Below are 15125 nucleotides of genomic sequence, written 5' to 3' on the forward strand. Positions count from 1 at the left end.
ATTAGGCGTCATCGGGTGTAATTGGGGCTGCTGTGCAGCCCATCGCAGCGGTTCGGCGCCCCGACAAGCCAGCTCCTACAGGTGAGCGAGATTCACAAGAAATATGCTCCCCCTGTAGGAGCTGGCTTGTCGGGGCGCCGAACCGCTGCGATGGGCCGCGCAGCGGCCCCTTGGCCCTAACTGACTGGCATTACCCGTAAAGCCCCCTTCTTTGTTCAAAAGCCGCCTTTGAGTGGGTATTCGATGATCAGGTAGAGGCGGTCAATATCATCGCCCGCCTGGGCTTGGTTGGCGCGGTGGCTGACGTGGGACAGCGCCAGGCTGAGGTCTTTGGCGGCGCCGGACTGCACCACGTACTTGAGGTCGACATCGCGCTCCCAGTGGCGCCCGCCCTGGCCCTGTTGCGCCGTGTAGGCGCCACCTGCCGGGGCATGCGTGCCATCGACACCGCGGCCGCTGACGTAGCGGCCCATCAGGCTCAGGCCGGGCATGCCGAGGGTGGCGAAGTCGAGGTCGTAACGCAGTTGCCACGAACGCTCGCCGGGGCCGTTGAAGTCGGCGTACTTGATCGAGTTGGCCAGGTAGATGGAGTCGCCGCCGACGAAGTCGAAGGGGGTGTCGCCCTCGACCTTCTGGTAGGCCAGGGTCAGCGCCTGGGCACCGAAGCGGTACTTGCCCGCCAGGCTGTAGGCGGTGGTGTCGATGGCGCCAGCGCTGGCGTTGCCGGTATCGCGGGTTTTGTAGAGGTTGCCGTCCAGGCGCCAATTGCCCTCGGCCAGGTTGAGATTGAGGTAGGCCTGGCGCCAGGTGTCTTGCAGCTGGCTGGTGTACAGCGCACCGCCGAACGGGCCATCGGGGGCGAACGTGGCGCCGGCCAGGCTGATAGCGCGGCCATGGGTGGTGGCGCCGTAGCCGGCGAAATCGTCGTGGGTCGAACTGTTGTCCTGGTTGTTGAACGCAGTGAAGCGGCCCGCCTGCAGGCGCCAGTCGGGCAGGTCGGTGTTCTCCAGCAACCAACCCGTGGCGTATTCGGGGTGCAGGCGTTTGTCGCCGGTGTCGAACACCGGTGTCTCGACAGTCATCTCGCCGTAGCGCAGCAGGGTATTGCCCAGGCGTAGCTTGAGGGCTGCACCGGCGCTGGAATAGTCGGACTCGGCACGGCCATCGCTGTCACGCGGCAGCAAGCCGGTACCGGCATGGCCGCGGCCACCGTCGAGCTTGAGGCCGAGAAAACCATGCGCGTCGATGCCAACACCCACCGTGCCTTCGGTGAACCCCGAACGGATTTCACCGATGAAGCCTTGGGCCCATTCCTGGCGGTAGTTTTGGCCGCTGCCGGAAGGCGAGCGGAAGTCGCTGTGCAGGAAGTAGTTGCGGCTGAGCAGCGACCAGCCGGGTTCATCTGCCTGGCTAAGTGCGGGGCAGAGGGCGAGGGAGGCGAGCAGGGCGCGGCCTGGTCCGTGATTGGCGCGGATCATGAGGGCTCCGGGGTGGATGATCCGAGACTGTGAGGCAAGCGTAGGCCAAGGTCTTGTAAGGGTGTGCTGGCCTCTTCGCGGGGCAAGCCCGCTCCCACAGGGATCGCGTGGTCTCCAGGGCGCTGGTGCCCCGCGAAGAGGCCGGTACTGACAGCAACTGACTCAGGCCATGTCGCTGATCGCGAACTCCTCGGCCAGGTGATCGATCAGCGACCGCACCGACGGCAACAACCCGCGCCGTGACGGGAAGATCGCATGCACGATGCCGCACCGCGGGTGCCACTCCGGCAGCAACTCCACCAGCCGGCCCTCGGCCAAGTCTTCGCGCACGGCGACCCGTGGCAAGTGCGCGATGCCAACCCCGGCCACTACAAAATGCCGCAGCGCGAACAGGTCGTCGGTGACCATGCGCGGCGTGTGCGGGATCACGATGCTGCGGCTCATGTCCTCGCCCTGGAACAGCTCCCATTGGTACTCACGCTGGGCGCTGCCCCAATGCACGCTGGGCAGCGTGCCAAGCAGCTGCGGGTCGAAGCCTTCGGGCAGTTGCGCCAGGTACTGCGGATGCCCCACCAGGCACTGGGTGCTGTTGCTCAGCACCTTCATCACCATGTCGGTGTTTTCCAGTGGCGGAAAGCGCACGCGCAGCGCGACATCGAAGCCTTCGTGCAGCAGGTCGACGCGGCGGTTGGTGCTTTCGATGAACAGCTCCACCTGCGGGTACTTGAGCATGTAGCGGGTCAGCATTGGCCCGACCCAGGAATTGAGCAGGGTGGTCGGGCAGCTGATACGCACCAGGCCGCGAGGCTCGCTGCGGTTGCGCTCGATGATCTCCGCCGCGCCCTCGGCTTCCACGCGCATGGCCAGGCAGCGGTTGTAGTAGGCCTGGCCAATTTCGGTCAACGAGCAGTGCCGGCTGGTGCGGTGCAGCAGGCGCACGCCCAGGCGGTCCTCAAGGTCGGCAATGCGCCGGCTGAGTTTTGACTTGGGCATGTCCAGCGCCCGCCCGGCCGGGGCGAAGCCGCCGTGCTCGACGACTTGGGTGAAGTAGTAGAGGGAGTTGAGGTCTTCCAATGATCGTTCTCCAAATGGAACGCTAAAGGCAATTTTCGCAGTCTACCGCAGCAAAGGTGATGAATTTAATCTGTGCCCATCAACGCGAAACACCCCACTTACTGAAAACATCGAAGCCTTTTAGGAGCACGGACCATGAGCAAATTCACCTACAACCGCCTGAACAAAGATGACGCCGCTGTGCTGCTGGTCGACCACCAGGCTGGCCTGTTGTCCCTGGTCCGTGACATCGAGCCGGACAAATTCAAGAACAACGTACTGGCCCTGGCGGACCTGGCCAAGTTCTTCAACCTGCCAACCATCCTTACCACCAGCTTCGAGCAAGGCCCGAACGGCCCGCTGGTCCCCGAGCTGAAAGCGCTGTTCCCAGAGGCCCCGTACATTGCCCGCCCAGGCCAGATCAACGCCTGGGACAACGAAGATTTCGTCAAGGCAGTGAAGGCCACTGGCAAGAAGCAGCTGATCATCGCCGGTGTAGTGACCGAAGTCTGTGTGGCATTCCCGGCGCTGGCAGCCTTGGAAGAAGAGTTCGAGGTGTTCGTGGTGACCGACGCTTCCGGCACCTTCAATGCAATGACCCGCGATGCCGCCCATGACCGCATGAGCCGTGCCGGTGCGCAGCTGATGACCTGGTTCGGCGTGGCCTGTGAGTTGCACCGCGACTGGCGCAATGACGTCGAAGGGTTGGCAGCACTGTGCTCCAACCACATTCCGGACTATCGGAGTTTGATGACCAGCTACAACGCGCTGACGGCGGGTAAGTAATCACCCGCTAGTGGCAAACGAAAAGGCCGGCGCCCTGTGAGGGCGCCGGCTTTTTTGTCGCTGTGCAGGCTTGGATCAGCGAGCGCTCAACGCCGCATAGCTGTTCATCAGGTTGCGGTAGTTGGGAATCCGCTGCGACAGCAGATTGCCCAGCCCTTCGATGTCGTTGCGCCAGTCGCGGTGCAGCTCACAGGCCACCGAGAACCAGTTCATCATGTGTGCGCCTGCTTGGGTCATGCGTACCCACGCGGCCTGCTGCACGGTTTCGTTGAAGGTACCGGAAGCGTCGGTCACCACGAACACCTCGAAGCCTTCAGCCAGCGCCGACAAGGTCGGGAAGGCCACGCACACGTCAGTGACCACGCCGGCGATGATCAGCTGCTTGCGGCCTGTCGCCTTGATCGCCTTGACGAAGTCTTCGTTGTCCCAGGCGTTGATCTGGCCAGGGCGGGCAATGTACGGCGCGTCTGGGAACATCTCTTTCAGCTCGGGCACCAGCGGGCCGTTGGGGCCTTGTTCGAAGCTGGTGGTGAGGATGGTCGGCAGGCCGAAGAACTTGGCCAGGTCGCCCAGGGCCAGTACGTTGTTCTTGAACTCGTTGGGCGAGAAGTCCTGCACCAGGGAGATCAGGCCGGTCTGGTGGTCGACCAGCAGCACCACGGCGTCGTCTTTGTTCAGGCGCTTGTAATCCGGTTGGCTCATGAGGGTAACTCCTTGCATTGGGCTTAGGGTGTGAAACTCAGGCGTACTACCCGAAGGTGGTATACCAATGGATAAAAGGCGCTTAAGAATGCGGGCCGGACGCGGCACCTTGCGTGGTCAACCGCCACGCTTTGGGCGGCTGGCCGACCAGGCGGCTGAATGCCCGGGTGAAATGGGACTGGTCGCAGAAACCGCATTCGAGGCTGACATGGGTGATCGGCGCCTCGGTGGCCAGCAGGCGCTTGGCCTTCTCCATGCGCGCCAGCAGGCGCCAGGCCTGGGGCGACAAACCGGTGTTGACCTTGAACGCGCGCGAAAAATGGCTGCGGGTCAGGTTGCACACACCGGCGATCTCGATGATCGACAAAGGGCTGTGCAGCATCAGTTCCTTGGCCTGGCGCAGCCGCGCAGGGGTCAGCGCGCCAGGGGACGGTGAGGTGCTGCGGATCGTCAGAGGGCTCATGGCGACTCTCCTGTTCAATGAGGAAAGTCTCGCCCCCGCGACATGACAAAGTCCTGAGGCAAACCTGAAGAGTTCTTAATTGTGCAGTGCTGGCCCTGGCCGCTATACCAATACCTTAAGATGCGCGCGTGTTCAGTTTCAGGCCGCTACCGGCGGCCCGCATTCAAGGCGAAAGAGGCATGCAGGAAAATCCCGCCCACCGCACCGTGGCGATGGTGCTGTTCAATGATGTGCTGTTGCTGGATGTCACCGGCCCCATGGACGCCTTTGCCATCGCCAACCGGTTTTTGCCCGCTGAGCGGCAGTACCGGCTGATCACCTTGGCCGAAGGCCAGGGTACGGTGCGCGGCTCATGCGGGCTGAGGGTGATGGCCGACCTGCGCCTGGACGAGCTGCCCGAAGCCGTCGACCTGTTGCTGGTACCCGGCGGCCCAGGGGCCTATGACGTCGCCCTGCCGGGCCTTGAGCACTGGCTGCCACAGGCCGTGCGCGGGGCCAAGCGGTTTGGTGCCATCTGCACCGGCGTGTTCTTGCTGGGCCGGGCCGGCCTGCTCGGCGGCTATCGCTGCACCACCCACTGGAACTACGTCGAACGGCTGGCGCGGGCCTTCCCTGAGGCGAACGTCGAGACCGAACAGATCTATGTGATCGACCGCTGCCTGATCACCTCGGGCGGCATCACCGCCGGCATCGACCTGGCGCTGGCCGTGGTCGCCGAAGACCACGGCAAGGCCCTGGCCCTGGAAGTGGCCAAGGTGCTGCTGGTCGCTCGCCATCGTCAGGGCGGGCAAACCCCGTATGGGCCGTTGCTGGCGGCCGTGCCGCGTGATGATTCGCCAACCGCGCGGGTGCAGGCCTATATCGTCGACCATATCGACCAGGCCTTTACCGTGCAGAAAATGGCCGACCTGGTGGCCATGAGCAGCCGCAACTTTGCCCGTACATTCCAGCGCGAGGTCGGTATCACGCCGTTGCAGTACCTGCAAAATGCGCGCATTGACCAGGCGCGCAAACTGCTCGAAGGCAGCGACCTGGCGTTGAAGGTGGTGGCGGCACGCTGTGGGTTTGGCAGTGATCGGCATATGCGCAAGGTGTTTTGCGAGCGCATCGGCATGACGCCAGCACAGTACCGGGCGCAGTTTGGCGAAAGCTGAGCCGATGCGCGTGCGATCAGCTGATTGTCTTGTTAAGCGGGACAATGTTTCTCCTGCAAGCCGGATTGTCTGAAACCCGCACAATGCCCAGAATTGCCGGCCACATTGTTCAACGCTGCCCCGGCAGCTCATGGAGTACGAGCCAATGCCACACGAAGGCAGCCTTCTGCAAACCGCGGTGATCTTCCTGCTCGCTGCGGTCCTTGCTGTTCCCCTGGCCAAGCGCCTGCAACTGGGCGCCGTGATCGGCTACCTGCTGGCCGGCGTGGCCATCGGCCCGCAGGCACTGGGGCTGATCCGCGATACCGAAAGCGTCGCGCACATCTCGGAACTCGGCGTGGTGCTGCTGTTGTTCATCATCGGCCTGGAACTGTCGCCCAAGCGTTTGTGGCTGATGCGCAAGTCGGTATTCGGCGTGGGCGCTGCGCAGGTACTGCTGACCGGCGCGGTGATTGGCGCCATCGCCCTGTTCGGCTTCGCCCAGTCGCTGGCCGCCGCTTTGGTGCTGGGCCTGGGCCTGGCGCTGTCATCCACCGCCCTGGGCCTGCAGAGCCTGGCCGAAAGCAAACAACTCAACGCGCCGCACGGTCGCCTGGCGTTTGCCATCCTGCTGTTCCAGGACATCGCTGCCATTCCGCTGATTGCCCTGGTCCCGCTGCTGGCCGCCAGCGGCCCGGATACCGGCCACGGTGACAGCCTTGAACATGCACTGAAGGTGTTCGCCAGCATCGCCGTGGTCATCGTGGGCGGCCGCTACTTACTGCGCCCGGTGTTCCGCATCGTCGCGCGCACCGGCCTGCCAGAGGTTTCAACCGCCACCGCACTGCTGGTGGTGATCGGCACCGCCTGGCTGATGGAAGAGGCCGGTATTTCCATGGCCTTGGGTGCATTCCTGGCCGGCCTGTTGCTGGCCGACTCGGAGTACCGGCACGAGCTGGAATCGCAGATCGAGCCGTTCAAAGGGCTGTTGCTGGGGCTGTTCTTCATCAGTGTTGGCATGGGCGCCAACCTCAGCCTGCTGCTGGAAATGCCACTGGTGCTGCTGGGCCTGACCCTGCTGCTGATCGCGGTCAAGCTGACCTTGCTGATAGTGGTCGGCCGGCTGGCCGGCGGCCTCAACAGCGCCAGCGCCCTGCGCCTGGGCATGGTGCTGGCGGCGGGTGGCGAGTTCGCCTTCGTGGTGTTCAAGCTGGGCAAGGACCAAGGCTTGTTCGACACGCAGACCTACGACCTGCTGATGATGACCATCACCTTGTCGATGGCCATCACGCCCCTGTTGATGCTCGGCTGCGCCCGTGCCCTCAAGCGCCCGCAACCGCAGCGTGAAGTGCCCGAACAGTACAAGCAGATCCAGACCGATGCACCGCGCGTGGTGATCGTAGGCATGGGCCGCATGGGGCAGATCGTCTCGCGCATCCTGCGTGCCCAGAAGATCCCCTTCATCGCCCTGGAAACCTCGGTGGACGCCATCGAGATGACCCGCATGTTCGAGCAGGCCCCGGTGTTCTACGGCGACCCCCTGCGCCCCGAAGTGCTGCATGCGGCCAAGGTGGGCGAGGCGGAGTATTTCGTGATCACTACCGACGACCCGGAAGTCACCACCCGCACGGCGGAGCGGGTCAAGCGCCTGTACCCGCACCTGAAAGTGCTGGCCCGGGCACGTAACCGCCAGCATGTTCACAAGCTGGTGGACGTGGGTGCCGAGCCCATTCGCGAGACGTTCTACTCAAGCCTGGAGCTGACCCGCCGTGCGCTGGTGGGGTTAGGGTTGAGTGACGAACAAGCGGCGGACCGTATTGCGCGGTTCACCCAGCATGACGAAGAAGTGCTGGAGGCGCAGGGGCAAGTGCGCGATGACCGGGCCAAGGTGATGCAGACGGCGAAGGAAGCGCGGGTGGAGTTGGAGCGGTTGTTTGATTCGGATGCGGATTGAGTTTCAGGCAAACACCAGCCGCGTAATCTGAGGGTGCTCACGGTTCGCGGCTTGCCAGAGATCATAAGCCGCCTGTTCGGCAAGGTACTGCCGCGCATCGCCGAGGCCCGCCAGTTCAAGACGATAAGCCAGGTCCGCAGATAGGGCGGCACGCCCATTGAGTACGGTGGACAGTTGCCCCCGCGAATAGCCGAGATGGCGTGCAAGCCCCGAGACACTCATGCCTATAGCAGGCAAAACGTCTTCGCGCAGAGACTCACCGGGATGGGGTGGATCGTACATAGGCATGGGTTTCAGCTTCCTAGTGGTAGTCCAGATAATCGACAAGTTCCACGTCGGTACCAACGAAGCGGAACACAAGACGCCAGTTGCCTGAAACGTTCACCGCCCAGTAGCCATCCAGCTTGCCACGCAGCATATGCAGGCGATTTCCCGGTCGATCCATATTTGAAGGCGTTTGCGCAACCTCGAGCGACGCGAGTAACCGCCGCAACCGGGCAACATGATCTGCGCGAACTCCCGATGAGTCTCGTCGTTGATGAAGCAGCCGCAGGCCCTTGTGCCTGAAACTCTTGATCATAAAGAACTGATCGTAAGGCCACACCTTACACTTTTCAAGTCAACTATAGAATGGCGCATCCAAGTACTCCTGAAGAATTTCCGGACGCCCAGTCTGTTCTCAGGGACCTGAATTTGCGCGGTGATGCCGTCCGCTATCTACGTGGGATGTTTCCCAAAATATTTCGATGTTGGGTTGGAGCTGCTGCGCAGCCATTCGCGGATAGGCTAAAACAGGTCAATCATCCGCCCGAACCGGCACCGTCAACCTGATCCGGCACCCGCCCAGCTCCGAAACCTGAGCCTGCAACTGCCCACCATGGGCCTGAATCACCGAGCTGCAGATCGCCAGCCCCATCCCCAGTCCGCCACTCTTGGTGGTGTAGAACGCACCAAACACCCGCTCCAGCTCCTCTGGCGCAATCCCTGGCCCATTGTCGTCCACGCAAATCTCCACCCCCGCCTCGACCACGGCAGACGTGATGCGCAACAGGCCATCGCCGCGGAACCCCGCCAGCGCTTCCAGGGCATTGGTGATCAGGTTGTAGATCAGCTGCTGCAGCTGCACCGGGTCGGCCATGAGGCTCGTTGCGGCCTGCAACCGGGTTTGCACCTTCACGCCGCCTTTCAAGGCATCCGAGGATGTCAGGCGCACCACCTCCAGAATCAGCGCATCGAGCTTCACCGGCTTGAGTTGCATCGGCGACTGTTTGGCCAGCGACCGCAGTGCGCGGACGATGTTGGCTGCCCGTTCACTGTCGTTGCGGATATCTTCCAGGCCGGCGATGGCTTCTTCCAGGTCGGGCTGGCCGCGCTTGAGCCAGCGCAGGCTGGCGGCCGCATTGGCGGCGATGCCGAGCAGGGGCTGGCTGATCTCGTGGGCGATGGAGGCGGACAACTCGTTCATCACCTGCAGGTGCGCGCTGCGGGCAAGCTCTGCACGTGAGCGGCGCAGCTCGGCCTCCATCTGCGCGCGGCTCTGGTTGTCCTCGGCCAGGCGCGTATAGAACTTGGCCGTTTGCAGCGATACCGCAGCCTGCGAAGCGAGAATCTCCAGCATGGCCAGGCGCTGGCTGCCGAACAGGTTCGGCACCAGGCGGTTTTCCAGGTAGACCAGGCCGATCAGCACACCCTGCAGCAGCAGCGGCAGGCACAGCACCGAGCGGGCGTTGCGTGCGTGCAGCTCCTGGCGAAACGCTTCTGGGCAGTCGCTGAGGGCGTCGTTCAGCACCATGGGTTTCTTGGTGCGCAGGGTGGCATTGATGATCGACAGCGGCGCCTGGGTCAGGAACTTCTGGCAGTTGTCCATGCGCACGTGCAGACCGGCATCGTCGATGTAGGCCAGCGCGGCCATCTGGAACTCGGCGCCGCTGACGATCAGCAGGGCACCGTGGTCGGCGCCGGAGTGCTGGGTCAGGTGGCCCATCAAGGTTTCGATCAGGCCCTCTAGCAGCACCTCTTCGGACAGCGCGCGCGCGGCTTCCAGGCCGACTTCCAGGTCGAGCCTGGCCTGGCTGGCAGAGCGGTAGGTTTCCTGTACGGGCTGGGTGCGCAGGAACGGGTGCAGGGTTTCGAGCTGGCGCACCTTGCCCGTGGCACCCCAGATGTGGAAGCAGTCACGGGCAATGCGCAGGTGCAGGTTGGCGCCAGAGATCAAGCCACTGGGGATGCACACTTCAGCCAGTTGCTCGTGGGCCAGGGCCTGCTCGTGGATGAAACCGGCGGCCGTGGCGGCGATCTGGGCCTGGTCGAAGCAGCGGATGGCGGCCAGGCCATCGCCGCTGAGCTTGGCGATCACACCTTCGATCAGCAGGAGCTTGTTGCGGAAGGTGACCGGGTTGAAGCTCGCCCACGCAGCAAAGCGCTCGCGCAATTCGTGCAGCGCAGCCAATTTGCCCATCGCGCTGCCCGGGGCTTCCGGGCTGCCCAGGGTCAGGCCGCGGAACAGGTGGTAGTCGGCCAGGTTGATGTGTGCAGGGGCGGCCCAGGCATGGCTGCCGGCGCTGGCGAGTTGGCGTACGGCCTGTTTGATATCGCCCAGGTAAAAGGCCGACATGCCGGCGTAGAGGTGCTTGAAGAACAGCGTGGTGCAGGACTTTATGGTGTGCACGCGGGCTTCGGCAGGCGCTTGGCACCCCAAGCGCGACGCAAGGCCGACCCTGCCGCTGCTGCCGGTCATGACAGCGACGAACGCCTGCTGGGCCAAGAGGATGTGTTCGACATCGCTGTAGCCGTAGCCGCGAACGGTGACCAACCCTTGCTCCACTTCGCCGCTGACTTCCTGCAAGGGTTGGCCCATGAACAGTGAGTCGGAAACCAGGTGATTGCGGGCATAGCAGGCCATCGCCAGGTCGCCGCTCAGGCGCGGCGATTCGACTGCTTCCAGTGCCGTGCGCCGGGCAAACTCCATCGGCGCGGTCCAGGCGCTGACCTGGTCGAGGGCGAGCAGGGCGCTGGTCAAGTCGGCCTCGAAACCGTGCCGCTCGATCAGCTTGAGCGCTGCCAGGCAGTAAGCATGGCCGTCGTGGTAGGCGGCAAAGCGCTCGGCCGCCATCACGCCGAACCAGGCCAGGCCATAGGTACTGCCGGGGGCGACGCCATGGAGCAATGACAGCTCCATGATCTTGGCCAGGTGCAGGAAGCAGAGGTCGTCCTTGACGAAGAACGATGATGACAGGGTCGCCAGCAGCGCGATTGCCACCGCCGCGTCTTCCGAGTCGGCCCTGGGCAACGATTCCAGGCAATGACGGCCCTTGTTCTCGATCAAGGCGTGGACACGGCCATAGGCTGCCTCGACTTGCTCGGGGTGGATGCCCTGGGCGAGCGTGATGCCCAACAGCTCAAGGCCGCCGATGGCGCAGGCGATGGCGGCTGGGTAGTCCGAACGCAAGGTATGCAGGCGTGCTTCAAGCTTGCATACCCGGGCCTTGTCGAGCGCCGATAGCGCACGCTGGTGGCATTCGAGGATGCGAACGTTGGCCTGTGGCATGCGTGACAGTTGCATGTCGCACTCAGCGGCCAGGCAGGCGATGGCAAAGGCATGGTTTGCCTGGCTGCCGGGCGTGGTGCCGAGGCGCAGCAGTTCGTCGGCCGCCTGCAGGTAGCCGGCGGCCTGCTCATAGGCGGCATTGTCGCGCGCCCGCAACGCGGCCTCCTGCAGCAGCACCAGAAACCCTTCGCAGTCGCTGGCAGCAAATGCATGCGGGCTGGCCAACTGCACCTGGTTGGCGATTTCGAACACCGCGTCGTGCTGAGCTGTTTGCCAGGCCGCCCGCATGGTTTGGGCAATATGCGCGTGCAGCGCCGGCCGCTCGCGCGATGGGGTGAGTGCGTAGGCGGCGTCCAGTACGCGATCGTGCGAGAACACCAGCGGCTTGTGCCCAGGTAGCAGGAAGCCCGCGCCAATCAAGGCCTTGAGCTGTTCGGCCAGTTGCTCGGCGGGCAGTGGAAGCATGCTGCACAGCAGGCGTTCGTCGCATCGGCCACCCGCGGCGCTGGCAAAGCGCAGCACAGTGCGCTGGGCTTCAGGCAGGCGTGTCAGGCGATGGACCATCAGGTCGGCGACGTTGTCGGCATAGCGGTGTTGCGCTACTGCTGGCAGCGACCACGACCAGCGCATGGTCTGGGTGTCGAAGGTGAACAACTGGTCCTCGACCATCGCCCCGAGGATCTGGTGGATGAAGAACGGGTTGCCAGCGGTCTTCGCATGCACCAGCTCGGCGAGCTGCAAGGCAGCGTCAGGCGCGGCGTGGTAGCGCTCGCTGATCATCTCCATCACGGCGCCTACGGTGAGGGGGCGTAGGTCTAGGGTGGTGCTACGGATGGACGCGGGGGTAACCAGGGGCTTGCTGCCGGGTGGTGCATCGCTGCGCCGGGCGAAGATCAACAGCAGGTTGCTGGGTGCTTGCTCCAGCAGCTCATCAAGCAAGTGCAGCGTGGCGTCGTCAGCCCACTGCATGTCATCGAGAAACAGCGCCAATGGTCGCCCGGGGCGGCTGAACACCTGCAGGAATTCGACGATCGCTCGCAGCTCTTTCTGCAAGGCGAGCCGTGTGGGCTTTTCCGGGAACTCGGCCATGGGCCCGATCACCAGCTTCAAGTCTGGGGCCAGCTTGCCCAGCAAACGGCCGCGCCCTTTGATGCGCCGCAGAATTTCACGGCGCAGCGCGTCAAGGTCATCGCGGTTCTTGGCCAGCAACTGGGTGGTCAGCGAACCGAGAATCTCGATCCAGGGCCCATAGGGCACCGCCCGTTCCAGGCTGTTGCACTTGCCGCTGGCCCAATAACCCTCGGCGCCGCCCTTGAGCGCTGCCTGTACCAGGCTGGACTTGCCCATGCCGGTAGCGCCCTTGATGAACAGGGCCTGGGGCGCGCTGTCGCGGCGCAATGCCTTGAGCAGCAGGGTGATGACCTTCTGCTCGGCTGTGCGGCCATAGAGGCGTTCGTGGTTGGGCGAAAGGGGGTCAGCGCTGCCAGGCTCGAAATCTTCGATGGCCTGGGCCGCCAGCCACTGCCGCTGGCAGTGAGCAAAGTCCACCGCCAGCGCACGAGCGGTCTGGTAGCGGGCATCGGGCTCTTTGGCCAGGGCCTTGGCGAGGATGCGGCTGAGTGGCTGCGGCACGCGGTTGTCGACCTCGATGGCCGCCCGTGGCTGCACGCCGGCATGCAGCTGGCGCCAGTGCAGTGTGTCGCGCCCGGCGAGCGGCAACTCGCCCAGCAAAAGCTGGTACAGGATGGCACCCAGCGCATAGATATCGCTGCGTTGGTCGCTGCTGGAGCCGAGGGGGCAGATCTGTTCCGGCGCCAGGTAGGACCAATTGCCGATGGGGGCGCCTTGCTCGCTGATGAGTGAGTGCGCGTCTGCGCGAAACCCGCCAAGCCTCACCCGCTGCGCGTGCTGCACGCAGATATGCGCGGGTTGCAAGGCGCCGTGCAGTACGTTGGCAGCGTGTGCCAGCGCCAATGCTGATGCGGCGTTGACGGCGATGTCGAGGAAGCCGGGGAGCGCTGCCGGGCCTTGGGCGATGAGGTCGGCGACCGAGCGGCCGCCCGGATACACCAGCAGCGGCCCTTCGGCCGAACGCACATAGGCCGAGGGCATCACGGCCCACTTCGGGTCGAGGCGCAGGCGATAATCGTGCTCCAGGCGCTGGCAGGCAGCAGGGGATTCGATTGGGGCGCGCACAGCGATCCAGGCCTGCCCCGTGCCGGGGTCACACAGGCGGAAGTAGGTCAGCTCGCCTTCCTGCCCCAGGCGAGTGATGTCGCACCGATTCAACCAGTCCTCGTCGATCGACTGGTCATAATCGATGGGCCTGTAAGCGAGGCGTTCATCGAGCATCAAGCACCCCCTGCTAACCACATCCAAGGGCGCGAGTATACGCAGCGATCCCCCCGCGCATGCGCGGGCCAGACGGCTTGGCAGGAACGGGAACCATCTTGACCGTTATCGTCCCCTTGGCCGTGGCGGGCGCTTGTATAGTCCCAAGGCCAACCTATCCCTCGGGATAATTGTATGAATGCGGGCGCTGGCCTAGATTGCACGGGGCTGCGCAACCGCCCGGACCCGTGAGACTCGAGAAGACCATGATCCGATTTGGCAATGCCCAGGTGTCGCTGGAGCGACGAGAAGCGTTTCTCGACGGCAAGCCGATCGTGTTGGGCGGGCGCGCTTTTGAGGTGCTGGCAACACTGATTCGCGCCAAAGGCCGCGTGGTTGGCAAGGACGAGCTGTTCAGCCAGGTGTGGGCCGGCACGGTGGTCGAAGACAACAACCTGCAGGTGCAGATCTCCTTGTTGCGCAAGGCCTTCGGTGACCGCGGCCTGATCCAGACCGTGCCACGCCGCGGCTATCGGCTGGCGGCTGAAGTGGCCCTCGACCTGCCGGCGAGACCCACGAGCAACGCTTCGCTAGCCTTCGACCTCGATACGGCTGAGCCCGCGGCTGATTGCGCAGCGGTGCCCGTGCTGGTGGTGGATGACGACCCATCGGTGCTCAAAGCCTTGGGGCGACTCTTTCGCTCGCACGACATTGTGCATCGCCTGTACGCCTCGGCTGAGGCGCTGCTTGAAGCGCATGCCGACACGCCTTATGCCTGCCTGTTGCTGGACATGAACCTGCCTGAGGCCAGCGGTTTGGAGCTGCAGGCGATGGTGCGTCGGCTCGACCTGCCCTGGCCGATCGTGTTCATGACCGGCCACGGCACTATTCCCATGACCGTTCAGGCGATGCGTGCGGGTGCTGTGGAGTTCCTGACCAAGCCCTTTGATGAGGCGCAATTGCTGACCCTGCTGACGGCTCTGCGTGCCCGGGCGCTGACGGCTGGGCGTGCGTGGCGGCATACACGGCAAGTCAGGGAAAAGTACGCGCGGCTGACCCAACGTGAGCGGCAGGTGTTCGCGCTGGTGGTCGGTGGGTTGTCGCACAAACAGATTGCCAAAGAGATTGGCACCAGCGAGGTGACGACCAAGGTGCACAAGAAGAACATCATGAACAAGATGCAGTCCCGCTCGCTGGTCGAACTGGTCGCCATGCACAACGTACTCGAGGCCCGTGCCGAGGGCCAGGGCGCCGCATGAAACCCGAGGTTGAACGCGACAGGGCGTGGGTGTGCATCGTCGACGATGATGCGTCTGTGCGCAAAAGCCTGGCCAACCTGCTGCGAGCGACAGGCTTCGGCGCGTTGCTGTTTGGTTCGGGCGAAGAGTTCTTGGCCTCGACGCTGGCGCGCGAGGCCGGGTGTGCGTTGCTGGACTTGAAGATGCCTGGGCTTTCCGGGCTAGACGTACTGCGTGAGCTGGCGTGCAGGGGCTGGCGGCTGCCGGTCGTCTGCATGTCGGCGCATTGGGATGACATGGCACTTAATGCTGCGCAGCGCCATGGGGCGGTGGCGTGCCTGGGCAAGCCGTTTTCTGAAGAGGCGTTGCTGGCGGCGGTAGAGGCGGCGTTGGCCGACCGATAACGCCGCACAGTCTCCCCCGGGCGGAGGCGGGCGCTG

The 15125-nt window shown here is 64.0% G+C and carries 12 protein-coding genes; 5 read left to right on the forward strand and 7 right to left on the reverse strand.

Annotated features, from left to right (window positions below):
- Positions 1-215: 215 nt before the first annotated feature.
- Both AB7M33_RS09665 and AB7M33_RS09670 read right to left on the reverse strand, forming a co-directional pair.
- Complete coding sequence (locus AB7M33_RS09665; RefSeq protein ID WP_265968658.1) at positions 216-1478, reverse strand: OprD family porin; 1263 nt, start codon at positions 1476-1478, stop codon at positions 216-218.
- Positions 1479-1640: 162 nt separating this feature from the next.
- Positions 1641-2552, reverse strand: a complete 912-nt coding sequence (locus AB7M33_RS09670; protein ID WP_027592190.1) for a LysR substrate-binding domain-containing protein — start codon at positions 2550-2552, stop codon at positions 1641-1643.
- A 135-nt stretch (positions 2553-2687) separates the two neighbouring features.
- Between AB7M33_RS09670 and ycaC (AB7M33_RS09675) the strand changes: the two genes are divergently transcribed.
- A complete protein-coding gene (gene ycaC, locus AB7M33_RS09675; protein ID WP_027592191.1) occupies positions 2688-3317 on the forward strand; it encodes an isochorismate family cysteine hydrolase YcaC in 630 nt (209 codons plus the stop codon).
- Between the two features lie 75 nt (positions 3318-3392).
- On the opposite strand, the gene ycaC (AB7M33_RS09680) is transcribed toward ycaC (AB7M33_RS09675), so the two are convergent.
- On the reverse strand, positions 3393-4019 hold the full coding sequence (gene ycaC / locus AB7M33_RS09680) for an isochorismate family cysteine hydrolase YcaC (protein WP_027592192.1): 627 nt from the start codon (positions 4017-4019) through the stop codon (positions 3393-3395).
- A gap of 82 nt (positions 4020-4101) precedes the next feature.
- Positions 4102-4482: a helix-turn-helix domain-containing protein gene (locus tag AB7M33_RS09685; protein ID WP_454242772.1), complete on the reverse strand. Its 381-nt coding sequence runs from the start codon at positions 4480-4482 to the stop codon at positions 4102-4104.
- Positions 4483-4661: 179 nt separating this feature from the next.
- Here AB7M33_RS09685 and AB7M33_RS09690 point away from each other — a divergent pair, with 179 nt between their 5' ends.
- Both AB7M33_RS09690 and AB7M33_RS09695 read left to right on the forward strand, forming a co-directional pair.
- Positions 4662-5636, forward strand: a complete 975-nt coding sequence (locus AB7M33_RS09690) for a GlxA family transcriptional regulator (protein WP_454242773.1) — start codon at positions 4662-4664, stop codon at positions 5634-5636.
- A gap of 145 nt (positions 5637-5781) precedes the next feature.
- On the forward strand, positions 5782-7569 hold the full coding sequence (locus tag AB7M33_RS09695) for a monovalent cation:proton antiporter-2 (CPA2) family protein (RefSeq protein WP_252826214.1): 1788 nt from the start codon (positions 5782-5784) through the stop codon (positions 7567-7569).
- A gap of 3 nt (positions 7570-7572) precedes the next feature.
- Here the strand turns inward: AB7M33_RS09695 and AB7M33_RS09700 are convergent, their stop codons facing one another.
- The 3 genes from AB7M33_RS09700 to AB7M33_RS09710 all read right to left on the reverse strand — a co-directional run bounded on the left by AB7M33_RS09700 (position 7573) and on the right by AB7M33_RS09710 (position 13468).
- Positions 7573-7857: a HigA family addiction module antitoxin gene (locus tag AB7M33_RS09700; RefSeq protein ID WP_099430780.1), complete on the reverse strand. Its 285-nt coding sequence runs from the start codon at positions 7855-7857 to the stop codon at positions 7573-7575.
- Positions 7858-7870: 13 nt separating this feature from the next.
- Complete coding sequence (locus AB7M33_RS09705; protein WP_099430779.1) at positions 7871-8149, reverse strand: type II toxin-antitoxin system RelE/ParE family toxin; 279 nt, start codon at positions 8147-8149, stop codon at positions 7871-7873.
- Between the two features lie 216 nt (positions 8150-8365).
- Positions 8366-13468: a trifunctional serine/threonine-protein kinase/ATP-binding protein/sensor histidine kinase gene (locus tag AB7M33_RS09710; protein WP_454242774.1), complete on the reverse strand. Its 5103-nt coding sequence runs from the start codon at positions 13466-13468 to the stop codon at positions 8366-8368.
- A gap of 245 nt (positions 13469-13713) precedes the next feature.
- Here AB7M33_RS09710 and AB7M33_RS09715 point away from each other — a divergent pair, with 245 nt between their 5' ends.
- On the forward strand, positions 13714-14706 hold the full coding sequence (locus AB7M33_RS09715) for a response regulator (protein WP_099430777.1): 993 nt from the start codon (positions 13714-13716) through the stop codon (positions 14704-14706).
- Between the two features lie 29 nt (positions 14707-14735).
- Entirely contained in the window at positions 14736-15089 is a 354-nt protein-coding gene (locus tag AB7M33_RS09720) for a response regulator transcription factor (protein ID WP_454244211.1), read from the forward strand.
- Positions 15090-15125: the final 36 nt, after the last annotated feature.

The sequence above is a fragment of the Pseudomonas sp. Y3 TE3536 genome, assembly GCF_053629175.1.